Annotated in this window: 11 protein-coding genes; 7 read left to right on the top strand and 4 right to left on the bottom strand. The window is 61.4% G+C overall.

Going from position 1 to position 13094, the window contains the following annotated elements:
• Positions 1-123: 123 nt before the first annotated feature.
• Together PQQ52_RS11230 and PQQ52_RS11225 are read left to right on the top strand one after the other, a co-directional pair.
• Positions 124-1035, top strand: a complete 912-nt coding sequence (locus PQQ52_RS11230; RefSeq protein WP_408210493.1) for a LysR family transcriptional regulator — start codon at positions 124-126, stop codon at positions 1033-1035.
• Positions 1036-1508: 473 nt separating this feature from the next.
• Positions 1509-2600, top strand: a complete 1092-nt coding sequence (locus tag PQQ52_RS11225; protein ID WP_408210490.1) for a porin — start codon at positions 1509-1511, stop codon at positions 2598-2600.
• A gap of 140 nt (positions 2601-2740) precedes the next feature.
• Here the strand turns inward: PQQ52_RS11225 and PQQ52_RS11220 are convergent, their stop codons facing one another.
• Positions 2741-3508: a class II aldolase/adducin family protein gene (locus tag PQQ52_RS11220; RefSeq protein WP_408210488.1), complete on the bottom strand. Its 768-nt coding sequence runs from the start codon at positions 3506-3508 to the stop codon at positions 2741-2743.
• 561 nt (positions 3509-4069) lie between these two features.
• Between PQQ52_RS11220 and PQQ52_RS11215 the strand changes: the two genes are divergently transcribed.
• The 5 genes from PQQ52_RS11215 (at position 4070) to PQQ52_RS11195 (ending at position 8666) form a co-directional block, all read left to right on the top strand.
• Positions 4070-4939, top strand: a complete 870-nt coding sequence (locus PQQ52_RS11215) for a branched-chain amino acid ABC transporter permease (RefSeq protein ID WP_408210485.1) — start codon at positions 4070-4072, stop codon at positions 4937-4939.
• Positions 4940-4947: 8 nt separating this feature from the next.
• Entirely contained in the window at positions 4948-5958 is a 1011-nt protein-coding gene (locus PQQ52_RS11210) for a branched-chain amino acid ABC transporter permease (protein WP_408210482.1), read from the top strand.
• Entirely contained in the window at positions 5951-6715 is a 765-nt protein-coding gene (locus PQQ52_RS11205; protein WP_408210479.1) for an ABC transporter ATP-binding protein, read from the top strand. Before PQQ52_RS11210 ends, PQQ52_RS11205 begins: the two co-directional genes overlap by 8 nt.
• Positions 6702-7409: an ABC transporter ATP-binding protein gene (locus PQQ52_RS11200; RefSeq protein WP_408210476.1), complete on the top strand. Its 708-nt coding sequence runs from the start codon at positions 6702-6704 to the stop codon at positions 7407-7409. Before PQQ52_RS11205 ends, PQQ52_RS11200 begins: the two co-directional genes overlap by 14 nt.
• Before the next feature lie 72 nt (positions 7410-7481).
• A complete protein-coding gene (locus PQQ52_RS11195; RefSeq protein WP_408210473.1) occupies positions 7482-8666 on the top strand; it encodes an ABC transporter substrate-binding protein in 1185 nt (394 codons plus the stop codon).
• A 141-nt stretch (positions 8667-8807) separates the two neighbouring features.
• Here the strand turns inward: PQQ52_RS11195 and PQQ52_RS11190 are convergent, their stop codons facing one another.
• Genes PQQ52_RS11190 through PQQ52_RS11180 form a run of 3 tightly spaced genes read right to left on the bottom strand, consistent with a single transcriptional unit; the run spans position 8808 to position 13042 of the window.
• Positions 8808-9713 carry an SDR family oxidoreductase gene (locus tag PQQ52_RS11190; RefSeq protein WP_408210470.1) on the bottom strand — a complete coding sequence of 302 codons (906 nt, stop codon included), beginning with the start codon at positions 9711-9713 and terminating at the stop codon, positions 8808-8810.
• A gap of 57 nt (positions 9714-9770) precedes the next feature.
• Entirely contained in the window at positions 9771-11327 is a 1557-nt protein-coding gene (locus PQQ52_RS11185; protein WP_408210468.1) for a class I adenylate-forming enzyme family protein, read from the bottom strand.
• Between the two features lie 5 nt (positions 11328-11332).
• The gene (locus PQQ52_RS11180) at positions 11333-13042 is read right to left on the bottom strand and encodes a long-chain fatty acid--CoA ligase (protein ID WP_408210465.1); all 1710 of its coding nucleotides are present in this window, start codon (positions 13040-13042) and stop codon (positions 11333-11335) included.
• Between the last annotated feature and the right edge of the window lie 52 nt (positions 13043-13094).

Genomic DNA, 13094 nt, shown 5'->3' with positions numbered 1-13094 from the left:
TGTTGAACGTATGGCTGCATCCTAGAACGACGACCGCTCGCGAAAACGCTGCTAGACTCAAAGCATCTTTAACCTGAAGTTAACAATGAGCCGCTCATCGGGCTGCTCATTGACCCACTCCCCATGACCTCGTCGATACAACCGGACGACCTCGCCTTCTTCTCCACGCTCGCCGCCAGCGGCAGCCTGACGGCGGCTGCGCGCGAACTCGGCTTGAGTACAGCGGCCGTGAGCAAACATCTGTCGCAGATGGAATCGCGTGCGGGCGTGTCGCTCGTTAACCGCACGACACGACGCATGAGCCTCACGCCGGAGGGTGAGCTCTATCTGACGCGCGCACGGCGCATTCTGAGCGAAATGGACGACCTCGCGCAGTTGCTCGGCCGCTCGCAAGGCGTGCCGAAAGGCCTGCTGCGCGTGAACGCAACGCTGGGTTTCGGCCGTAGTCACGTGGCGCCGCTGATTTCCCGGTTTGTGCGGCGCTTTCCCGAAGTGGACGTGCAGTTGCAACTCTCCGTCGACCCACCGCCGATCAGCGACGACGCCTTCGACGTGTGCGTGCGCTTCGGCGAACCGCCGGATGCTCGTGTGATAGCGCGCCGGGTCGCGTCCAATCGGCGGCTGCTTTGCGCGTCGCCTGCGTATTTCGCCAAACGGCGCGCACCACGCAGTCCGGCAGAGCTATCGCAACACAACTGCATCGGCATTCGTCAGGGCGACGATGGCTACGGGCTATGGCGTCTGACCAGCGGACGGGGCGCCACCGAAAAGACCGAGACAGTGCGCGTGCGCGGCAATCTCACCACCAATGACGGCGAGATCGCGGTGAAGTGGGCACTGGACGGTCACGGCATTCTGATGCGGGCGGAATGGGATATCGCGGAGTATCTCGCCGATGGCCACCTGATCCACGTACTGCCGGAATACCGAACACCGGGTGCCGATATTTACGCGGTGTACCCGCAACAGCTGCAAATGACGGCGCGGGTCAAGGCATTCGTCGACATGCTGATCGAGGCGCTCGGGTCACGTTGAGCAGCGCCCACAGTTCTGCAATGCAGAACTACGGCAACAAACACATGGCCGGCAATTCAAACCGGACAATTCCGCTAACTTCCTTGTATTACAAAGCCTTACGGCACAAATAAAGTACACCGATAACGCCAGGTGTTTTCCCTATTTTGTCCTGCATTGCAGTCCAAACGAGCGATTTCCCCCGTTGACATAGAACGAACGGTCGTGCCAAATTGCGCCTGCATCCTGTGCGCAAGCACGCGATCAATGAGTTCATGGCAGCGCCGAGCCGCCCCAGCGATCAGGAGACAACCCAGCAGGCAACCGGACCCCAGGCGCACACTCGCAGACCCACTATTTCGCATCCCTTATCAGATCGCGAAGGCTTGTTATCGCCCATTGAAATCGTATCGCGCAACAGATCGCCAGAATCTTGCAGCACACGCATTACTTCGCCAGTTCAATTGATTTCAATAAACAAGGAGACACGAAGCATGCCGGCAAGTCATCGCAATCGGGTTGGAGCCATTCTCGGATTAGCAGGCGCGTGTGCATTAGGCGCCGCCCAGTGCGCTCATGCGCAAAGCAGCGTCACGCTGTACGGTATTGTCGACGCCTCCCTCCTCTACACCAGCAAAACACTTAACGCGACGACCGGCCAGAGCGCGGGTCACCAATACTCGTTCACCGACAGCGGCCTCTCCGGTTCGCGCTTCGGCATGCGTGGCGCCGAAGATCTCGGCGGCAGCACACGCGCGATCTTCGAACTCGAAAGCGGTATCAGCATTGCCAATGGCGCGCTCAGCAATTCGAACGGCAACGAATTCGGGCGGCAGGCGTGGGTCGGTATCGACAGCCGCTACGGTACGGTCAAGGCCGGCTTGCAGTTCTCGCCCTTCTTCCTCGCGGTGTACGACTTCGATCCGCGCGAGATGTCGTACTTCGGCAGCGGCCTCGTCACCTACCTCAATAACGTCTATGTGACCGGCCTGTTCAACCCGAACGGCATTTCGTACACGTCGCCGGAAATCGCCGGCTTGCAAGCCAGCGCGATGATGGCATTGGGCGGCACAGCGGGAGATTTTCAGGCGGGCCGCCAGTACTCGGCGAGCCTGCGCTACCACCTCGGCTCACTGACCGTCGATGCCGCGCTCTACAGCGGCAATGCCGGCGGCAGCGCGGCCTCGATCGCGATTCCGAGCGTGGTTGAATTCGACGGCCGGGCAATCGGCGCCAGCTACGTGTTCAACAACCTGACCGTGAAGGCCTCGTACGTACAGTACAAGGTGGCAGGTTCGTTCAATGATCGCGTCTATTCGGGCGGCGCGAGTTATCGCATCACACCGGCGCTGAACGTCGACGCGGGCGTGTGGGTGACGCGCGACGGGAACAACTCGTCGAACAATTCGATACTGGCGTCCGCCGGACTTGAGTATTCGCTATCGAAAGCCACCGTGGTGTATGGGCAAGGCGGTTTCGTCACGAACCACGGCGCGATGCACACGGGACTGTCCGTCAACAACGCGTTGAACGAAGCCACGGGCACCACGGCCGGCGTAAACGTCGGCATCCGACACATGTTCTAGCCGGTGCGGAACGCGGGATGCCGGCGCGCCGCGTGGGCGGTGCGCCGGATCATGCGAGCGAGAGGTTGATCGATTGGCACGGCGTAGTGTGGCGCGCATTGGGCTCCATTGCCGCCCAAATTGCAGAGTCAAATTGCGTCCTACTGATCGTAGCCAGGATTACGCCGCGTCAAACGCCGCAGCAAGCCTGGCCACACCAGATCGGCGCCCTTGCCTTTGCTCACCTGACGCGCCTGCTCGCCCATCGTCTCGATGATCGACTGCGGTACGTCGATCAGCTTGCCGCCTGCTTGCGCGAGGATCTGGATACGACATGACGTTTCGAACAGATACATGGCCTGAAACGCTTCGGCGATGGTACGTCCGCAGGTCAGCAGACCGTGATTGCGCAGCATCATGTAATTGGCGTTACCGAGATCGCTGACCAGCCTCGCCTTTTCCGCGTCGCGCAGCGCGACGCCTTCATAGTCGTGATAGGCAAGGTTCGTCAGCACGAAACCCGACTGCTGCGACAACGGCAGCAAACCCTCTTCTTGCGCCGCGACTGCGACGCCATAGGCCGTATGCGTATGCAACACGCAATTCACGTTGGGCCGTGCTTCATGCACGGCGCTATGAATCACGAAGCCGGCAGGATTCACGTCGAAAGGCGTCGGCATGACGGGGTGGCCCTCATGGTCCACCTTGACCAGACTCGACGCGGTGATTTCCTCGAAGAACAGGCCGTACGGGTTGATCAGAAACTGGTGCTCGTGTCCCGGCACGCGCGCCGAAATGTGCGTGAACACCAGGTCGTCCCAACCGAACAACGCCACCAGCCGGTACGCGGCGGCAAGGTCGACGCGGGCCTGCCACTCCTCAAGAGACACCATCTGACGAACGCTGGGGATATCGAGTGCGGAGTTCATGGGCGGGGCACCTTGAGAAAGCGAAGAACATCATGTTGACGGCCGCGTGGCGAAGCACTCACGCCGGGATGCGCCGAGCGCGTGAGCGGCGGGTTAATTTCTGCATTGCAGAATACTGGGGCGTGCAAAGTGAAGTCAAGCCGACTTTCCATTTTCACCGACACTGCTCGCGCGCGTGATCGACAGCGCGTCGATCCATGCTGAATGCAAGCAACAGCGTGGTTCTTTTGCGATTGACGCATGGCGCGTCAAACGTGTCAGCGCTGCAGCGCGAACGATCTAAGTGACTTCCCTAATAATCTGCAATGCAGAACAAGCAAATGGAAAAACCTGTTGACGCAAAGCGAACGCCCGTGCCAAATTTCTCTCGCGCCACCGCACATCGCGTGCTTGCAGTTTGCTGCGGATGCGTGCGCGTTTCAAACCGTCGACAACCGCCGATAACATTCGCCAGATTCAAGTAGCGGCCGTTGTCCCGTCCGTAGTCAGGCGCGCGGCGAAGCGTCCCCAGAAGCACGGGTGACAATTGCACAGCGCGCTGCCGTTGGAGGGTGTAGAAGCGTGGATATGTTTTTGCAGCAGTTTCTCAACGGCTTGACGCTGGGCGGCATCTACAGCCTCGTCGCACTCGGACTCACGCTGGTCTACGGCATTCTCGCGGTGCCGAATTTCGCTCACGGCGCGTTCTACATGGTCGGCGCGTTCGTCTCGTTCTACCTGATGAGCCGGCTCGGCTGGAACTACTGGCTCGCCATGATCGGCTCCGGCGCCGCGGTCGCGGTGCTCGCGATTCTCGCCGAGCGGCTGGTGTTTCATCCGTTGCGCAAATCCTCCGAATTGCATCCGATGATCGCCGCGATCGGCCTTCTGCTATTTCTCGAAGCCGGCGCGCAAGCGATCTGGGGCGCGGATTTTCACCGCATGGCCACGCCCTACGCCGGGATCATCGAACTGGGCGGCGTGACCGCACCGCTGCAGCGCTTGCTGATCATCGGCGCCGCCTTCGCGCTGGTGGTGGTGCTGCAACTCTTCCTCAAATACACGGTGATCGGCTCGAGCATCATCGCGATGGCGCAGGATCGCGAAGGCGCCTCGCTGATGGGCATCGACGCCAACAAGGTGACGATGCTGACCTTCGGCATCTCAGGACTTCTCGCCGCCGTGGCGGCCACGCTGTATGCACCGATCAACCTCGTCTATCCGGCGATGGGCCAACTGGTGATCCTGAAGGCCTTCGTGATCATCATTCTCGGCGGCATGGGCAGCGTGCCGGGGGCGATCGTGGGCGGACTGATCATCGGCATGGCGGAGAGTTTCGGCGCCTTCTACATCTCGACCGACTACAAGGACATCATCGCCTTCGTGCTGCTGGTGGTGATTCTGTCGGTTCGTCCTCAAGGACTGTTCACCAGGGAACTGCGCGCATCGTGAGATCAGTCATGAAATTATTCGAGGGCAAGCTGGGGTGGACGTTGCTGTTCGTACTCGGTCTCGTGTTTCCGTTTCTGGCCAGCAACGACTACATGCTCACCGTGATGTCCACCGCATACATCTTCGCGTTGGCCACCGTCGGGCTGAACCTGATCACCGGCTACACGGGGCAGTTCAATCTCGCGCACGGCAGCTTCATGGCGGTGGGCGCATACACGGTGGGCATTCTCACCGTCGATCATCAGGTGCCGTTCTGGCTCGCGTTTATTGCCTCGGGCGTCGTCGTCGCGATACTGGGGGTGCTGGTCGGCCTCGTGTCGCTGCGTCTGCGTGGCCATTACTTTTCGATTTTCACGCTATGCGTCGGCTACATCATGTTTCTCGTGATCGAGAAATGGGACAGCCTGACGCACGGCGTCACGGATATTGTCGGCATTCCCGCGCCTTCGGGCTTCGGCATCGTCTCGTTTGAAAATCCGCGGCCACTCTACTACCTGGTGTTCGCGTTTCTGGTGCTCGGCGTGTGGCTGATGCATCGCATCGTCAATTCGCTGCTCGGCCGGACCTTCATGGCGATCCGCAATAGCGACGGACTCGCGCAGTCGCTCGGCATCAACCTGATGCGCAACAAGGTGCTGGCCTTTGTTCTGTCGGTCGTCTATGCGGGGCTCGCGGGCGGTCTCTACGCGGGCTCCGTGCGCTTTCTCGCACCGGATCTGGCCGGCGTCGACCATACCTTCGACATGACGATGTACATGCTGGTGGGCGGCATCGGCACGCTCGCCGGTCCGCTGCTCGGCGCGCTCGCTATTCCATGGCTCACGCAATATCTGCAGTTTCTGCAGGAGTACCGTTTCGTCGTGTTCGGTCCGATCCTGATTCTGCTGGTGATCTTTCTGCCGAACGGTATCGTCGGTTTGTATATGGCGAGACAGAGCCGGCGCGCGAAACTAGCACCGCCAAAAAACGGCATAGCCGCGCGTCAATCGCAGCCCACGCGCGGAGACCGTCATGCTTGAAATCGATTCGCTCAGCAAGCGCTTCGGCGGCCTCATCGCGGTGGACGACGTCAGCACGCATATTGAAGCCGGCAAGATCAACGCGATCATCGGGCCAAACGGCGCGGGCAAAACCACCTTTTTCAATCTGATCAGCGGCACCCATCTGCCGAGCTCAGGGCGCATCGTCTTCAAAGGTCAGGAGGTGACAAAGCTGGGCGCCGATCAGATGGCGCGCCTTGGTGTGGCGCGCACATTTCAATCCACCGCGCTGTTCGACCGGGCCAGCGTACTCGATAACCTGATCGTCGGCCACCGGCTGCGCACACGGTCAGGGCTGTGGGACGTGCTGACGCATTCTGCCCGGCTCAAGCAGGAAGAACGCATTTGCCGCGAGAAGGCGCGCGAGGCGTTGGACTTCGTCGGTTTGTCGGCGATTGCGGAACGAATGGCCGGCGATATTTCGCAGGAAGAGCGCAAGCGCGCCGCTGTGGCGCTCGCCCTTGCCACCGAACCGAGCCTGATGCTGCTCGACGAACCGGCGGGCGGCGTGAATCCCGAAGAGACCGAAGGCCTCGCAGAACTGATCCGCAAGCTGGTCAAACACGGCGTAACGGTGTGCCTTGTCGAACACAAGATGAACATGATCATGAAGCTCGCCGATCGCATCATGGTACTGAACTACGGCAAGAAAATTGCGGAAGGCACGCCCGCTGAAATTCGCGCGAACCCGGCCGTAATCGACGCTTACCTTGGGAGCGAACATGCTGAAGTTTGAGAACGTCGCGCTCGATTACGGCAGCTTTCGCGCACTGGACGGCATCAATCTGCACGCGGACGACGGCGAACTGGTGGTGCTGCTCGGTGCCAACGGCGCGGGCAAGAGTTCGATCTTTCTCGCGACGAGCGGGCTGCGCCGCGCCGCGAGCGGCAGCCTGCGCCTGGGAACGCGCGAGCTGCTCGGCATGACGCCGGCGCAAATCGTGCGCAGCGGCGTGATTCAATGCCCCGAGGGCCGCAAGCTGTTTCCGGGCATGTCAGTGCTGAAGAACCTTACGCTCGGCGCCTACGTGCATCGCGGCGACAAGACCGGCAATCAGCGCAATCTCGACCAGGTGTTCTCGCTATTCCCGCTTCTCGCCGAACGCAAGGACCATCCGGCCGGCTCGCTGTCCGGCGGGCAGCAGCAGATGGTGGCGATCGGCCGCGCGATGATGGCCCGGCCCAAGGTGCTGCTGCTCGACGAACCGTCGCTCGGACTCGCACCGTTGGTCGTCAAGCAGGTGTTCGAGGTGATCCAGCAGATCAATCGCGCCGGCACGACCGTACTGCTCGCCGAACAGAACGCGTTCGCGGCGTTGAAGATCGCGCACCGTGCCTATGTCATCGAGAACGGGCGCATCGTGCTCGAAGGCGATCACGCGAGCCTGATGAATAACGAAGCGATCCGGCGCGCCTACGTCGGCGGCTGAACGAATGTGATGCACGACCCGCGCAACGAGACCGAGAGCGCGGGCACATTTTATAAATCAAAGGAGACACGTATGACGATCAAACGCTTGTGCGGACGGGCCGGCCTGTGCGCGGCAGTCGCCACGACTGCGCTCTTGGGCTCGGGCGCCGCGATGGCGCAGCAGGTGGTGCATATCGGCTACTCCGGTCCGTTGAGCGGCGGCGCGGCGAAGTACGGCCAGGAAGTGCTCGAAGGCATGCAGATGGCCGCGGCCGACGTCAATCAGGCCGGCATCGAAGTGGCCGGCAAGAAGATCAAGTTCGAGATCGTGCCGCTCGACGACAAGTACAACCCCGCCGAAACCGCGATCAACGCTCGCCGTCTCGCACAGGAACAACAGGCAGCCGTGGTGCTCGTGCCGCATTCGGGCGGCGGCTTTGCCGTGCAGACCAGCAACGAGCAGCAGAAATTGCTGCTGCTCTCGTACACCAGCGTGCCGCAGATCAGCGAACGTGGTAACAAGCTCACCGTGCGTATTCCGCCCGCGTTCACGTCGTATCTGAATGCCTTCATCAAGTATGAAATGGCGACGTACGGCAAGAAGGTGGCACTCGCCGCCACCGATACCGACTACGGCAAGGTCTGGGTCGCCGCGTTCAAACCCGCATGGGAAGCAGCGGGCGGCACGGTCGTCGCGGACAATGCGATGTCGTATAACCGCGCCACCGATTTCTACAGCGGCGTGAGTCGCGTGCTGGCGGCCAAGCCCGATGTGATGTTTATCGGCGGTCCGTCCGAGCCAACCGGTCTGATTGCGCAGCAGGCGCGCGAGCTGGGCTTCAAGGGTGGCTTTATCGTGATGGACCAGGCCAAGCTCGACGAAGTGGCCAAGGTCACCGGCGGCTATGCGGCACTGAACGGTGCGATCGGTGTATTGCCGTTGGCCAACGACGACACGCCGAACGCTAAAATGTTTGTGGAACGCTTTCGCAAGAGCCACGGCGGGCGGGACCCGAGCCAGGAGGTATCGCTGAACTACACCGCGGTCTACGCGACGGCACTCGCAATGAAGTTGGCCGGCAGCGTCAGCGACGCGACCGCGATCCGCAATCAGTTCGATAAGGCGGTCAAGGCCTTGCCGCCGCAGGCGAATCCACAGAGCGTGACGGGCGTCGACGATCACGGCGGCTTCGTGATCGGCAATCCGGTTGCGGCGGTGGTTCAGGGTGGTCAGTTGAAGTCGGCGGTGCTGAGCTCGCTGACAGCGGCAAAGTGACGGCGTGATAGAGAAATAGAAAGGCAAAAAAAAGGCGCCGTGAGTTTCACGGCGCCTTGTGCTTTTGAGACCTTATGCTTTTGAGACCTTGCGTATTTGAAGCCTCGTATTTTTGAAGTCGGCGGCTCTCGCCGCCCCCGATTACCCCTTCAATGCCTCGATAATCTGTGCCCGTACTTCAGGCCGCTCGGCAAACGGATCGGTCGGATTGCGCGGCGTGACGATATCCTCAGCACGCGTTTTCACGGCAGCTAGTGCATGCGGATGTGAAAAGATATAGAACTGCTCTTCACGGATCGCATCGAACACCATTCCCGCAACCTGCTCCGCGCTCACCTTCCCCGAGCTCACTGCCTTCTCGCTCATCGCACGCGATACACGTTGCGACAAGGTCGGCGGCGTGTCGTTGTCCAGTTCGGACGGACGGTTGCGATGCGCCTTCGCAATACCCGTCGGCACGAAATACGGACACAGCACCGAGCATGCCACCTGCTGCGTGACGAGCGAAAGATCCTGATACAGCGATTCGGTCAGTGACACCACCGCGTGTTTCGATACGTTGTATGGACCCATCATCGGCGGATTGAGCATGCCCGCCATCGAAGCCGTATTGACTATGTGGCCTCGATAGGCCGGATCGCGTTTGGCAGCTTCGAGCATGAGCGGCGTGAAAGCCCGCACGCCATGGATCACGCCCCACACGTTGACGCCGAGCAACCATTGCCAGTCGCGTTCGGTGTTCTCCCATATGAGGCCGCCGCTGCCGCCTACGCCGGCGTTGTTGAAGACCAGATGCACGCCGCCGTAAGTGTCGAGCGTGGCGCGGGCCAACGCGTCGATTTCCTCGCCCTTCGCGACATCGACACGGCGCGCGATGACCTGCGCACCGGCTGCGCTCGCCTCCGCGAACGTTTCGTCGAGCGCGTCCTGTTGCACGTCGGCGAGTACGAGGCGCATACCCAGCTTCGTGCCGAGCCGTGCGAATTCACGGCCGAATCCGGAGCCGGCGCCGGTGATCACCGCGACCTTGCCTTCAAAATTGTCCATGCCTTGTCCCATTGCCAGTTAGTGTAGTCAAGCGTTTTGAGGCGTCTTTACACCGCATCAACGCCCAGCGGGATAAAACTGCTCGCGCAGTTCGCGCTTCAGTACCTTGCCGATCGGGCTGCGCGGCAAGGCGTCCATGAAGGTCAGCGCGGAAAGTCGCTGCATCTTGCCGAGCCGGGCGTTGACCCAGCCAAGTAACGTGTCGGCGTCGATCTGGGCAAGCGGGCGGCGCACCACGAACGCAACCGGCGTCTCGCCCCACTGCTCCGACTGCGCGCCCACCACAGCCACATCCGCGACGTCCGGATGCGAGCACAGTTCCGCTTCCAGATCGCTCGGATAGACATTGAAGCCACCCGAAATAATCATGTCCTTCTTGCGATCGAGCAGCGTCAAAAAACCGTCTGCATCGAAGCGGCCCATATCGCCCGTGCGGATGAAGCGCTTGCCGCCCGGGTCGTACCACTCCGCCTCGGCCGTCTTATCCGGTTGACGGTAGTAGCCGGACATCATCGCGGGCGAATGGCCGACGATTTCGCCGACCTCGCCTGCTGCCACCTCGTTGCCGAGCTCGTCGATCAGGCGGATATCGTGACCTTCCATCGGTTTGCCGACCGTATGCAGCTTGGTGGGGAATTCGTCGGCCTCCAGCTGGCACGAGCCGCCGCCTTCGGTCATGCCGTAGTACTCGGTGAGCTTGCCCGGCCAGCGGCGCACCACGTCCGCCTTCACGCTCGCGGCAAACGGTGCGCTCGTGCAGAACTTGGCCTGGAAACTGGACAGGTCGTAACGGTCGAAGTCCGGATGCGCCATCAGGCGCTGATACTGGACCGGCACCAGCATCGTGTGCGTGGCGCGGTACTGTTGTGCAAGTTCGAGATAACGCGAAACGTCGAATTTCGGCATCAACACGACCGTGCCGCCGAAGGTCAATGTCGGCATGAAACTCACTAGCGTTGTGTTCGAATATAGCGGTGTGGAAATCAACGTCGTGGCGTCGGGGCCATAGCCACGCAGAATGCTGCGCACCGCGTAGGCCCAGCGCATGCCATGCGATTGCACGATGCCTTTTGGCGTACCCGTGGTGCCTGACGAATAGATGATGTTGAACGGCCACGCGGGATCGATCGCGACAGCTTCAGGCGTAGCACCGTTCGGTGCGAGCCACGCTTCGAGCGCGGTGCTGCCTGCGTGCGCATCTAACGCCACGGGGATTGCGCTGATTTCTGCTGCCACCGGTTCGAGCAGACGTTTCACGTCCGCGTCGAGGAACAGGAGCCGCGCGCCCGAGTTGCCGATCATGCTGACAAGACTCGCCGCACTCGACGACGGCGCGAGCGGCGCAACCGCCGCCCCTGCCCGCAGGCCACCGAGAAACGCCACGGCGTATTCCACCGAGGCGGCCGCGCACAACGCAATCGCATCGCAAGGCTTGATGCCGTCGCGCTGCAATGCTGCGGCAAAGCGGTCGACTCGCGCGTCCAGCGCGGCGTAAGTCACCACCTCGCCGTCGCAGATCAACGCCGCGTGTTCACCGCGTTCCCTGGCGAAACGGCGGAGCATGTCGGTGATACAGACGAACGGTTCGTCCAATAACGCTTCGAGCCAGCCCATTGCTGTCAGCCTCCCCGGGTACCGTTGCTCTCATCGGCCGCCGCCGTACGCGCCGCATCCTCTTCCTGCAACTTGCGCCACAGAATCTTGCCGCTCCCCGACTTCGGCAGCGACGCCACGAACTCGACGATACGCGGCGCCTTGTAAGCCGCCATCTGCTCATGCGACCAGTCGATAATGTCCTGCTCGCTGATCGTGCCGGCGTGTGGCGCAGCAGGCACCACCAGCGCCTTCACGGTTTCGCCGCGCTTCGCGTCCTTCACGCCGATCACGCATACCTCCTGAATCGCCGGATGCCGGTACATCAGCGCCTCAACTTCCGCGGGCCAGACCTTGTAGCCCGACGCATTGATCATGCGCTTGAGGCGATCGGTCATGAAGAAATACCCCTCCTCGTCGACATGGCCGAGGTCGCCGGTACGCAGAAAACGCTTGCCGTCGAGTTGGATAAACGCTTCTTCTGTACCCTTCGGATTGCGCCAGTAGCCTTGCATGACCTGCGGCGCGTTCACGACGATCTCGCCCGTTTCCCCTTGCGGGAGTTCCTGCAGCGTGGCTGGGTCGATCACGCGCGAGTCCACATCGAACACCGGAATGCCCAGGCATTGCGGTTTCGGCCGATGCGGTGGGTTGATGTGTGTGCCGGCAATCGTTTCGGACATGCCGTAGCCTTCGACATAGTCGAGCCCTGTCAGCGATTTGAGCTTTCTGGCAATGGCATCCGGCATCGCCGCGCCGCCGCCGCGCGCACCCGTCAGGCTCGACAGATCGTATTCGCCGAGCTTCGGGTTCGAGAGAAAGTCGACCATCATCGCCGTGATCGATTGCCACGCAGTCACGCGATATTTCTGCATGCATTGCGCCGCCGCTTCCCGATCCCAGCGCGGCAATACGACGATCGTTGCACCGGAGAAAACCGCGCTATTCATGCCGCCTTGCATGCCGGTCACGTGAAAGAACGGCAATATCGACAAATAGACACCGTCCGATGGCGCCGAAAACCACACGCAGCCGCCGAGCAGCGTGCTCATCACGCTGCGGTGCGTGTGCATACAGCCCTTCGGCTTGCCGGTCGTACCGGACGTATACGGCATCACGCACAGGTCGTCTGGCCCGGTGGTGAGCGGACCCGGTGCGATACGCCGTTCGAGCACCTCGCGCCAGGGCGTGACGCCGGGAATATCGAAGGTCTTGCGCGGCGCCGCCACGAATTCCGGCACGGGAATCGGCGACGGCCGCTTCACGTAGTCGCTATACGTCGCAACGATTGCGTGCTCGATACCCTGACCAGGCCCGGTGCCGATCAACGGCTCGACGTTCGCGAACAGACATTGCGGCGCGATGATCGTCGTCGCCCCGCTGTCTTCGACGTAATGAACCAACTCGCCACTCATGTTCATCGGATTGACCGGCACCACTACCGCGTTCGCGCGCAGGATCCCGTAGTAAGCGATGATCCATTGCGGGCTGTTCTGCATGTAGAGCAGTACGCGGTCGCCCGCCTTGACGTGGCATTCCTGCCGAAGGAATCCCGCGATGCGCTCGGCTTCGTCCTTGAATTCGCCGAACGTGACGGGCGTGTCGTAGAAGACGATGAACGGCTTGTCGGGAAAGCGCGCCGCCGACACCTCGGCGTTGTAGAAAATATTGGTCTCGGGCAACGTCAGATGCAGTGGCACTTGCGGCGGCCAATGCGGGTGATGGCGTTCGTTCATGGGCGTCTCCTGCTTACTGTCTGTGCGCGTTTCACACCGAGGGTACGCGCTT

The organism is Paraburkholderia sediminicola (genome assembly GCF_046030555.1).
GTDB classification, from domain to species: Bacteria; Pseudomonadota; Gammaproteobacteria; order Burkholderiales; family Burkholderiaceae; genus Paraburkholderia; species Paraburkholderia sediminicola_E.
This window is presented reverse-complemented; position numbering and strand designations above follow the sequence as displayed.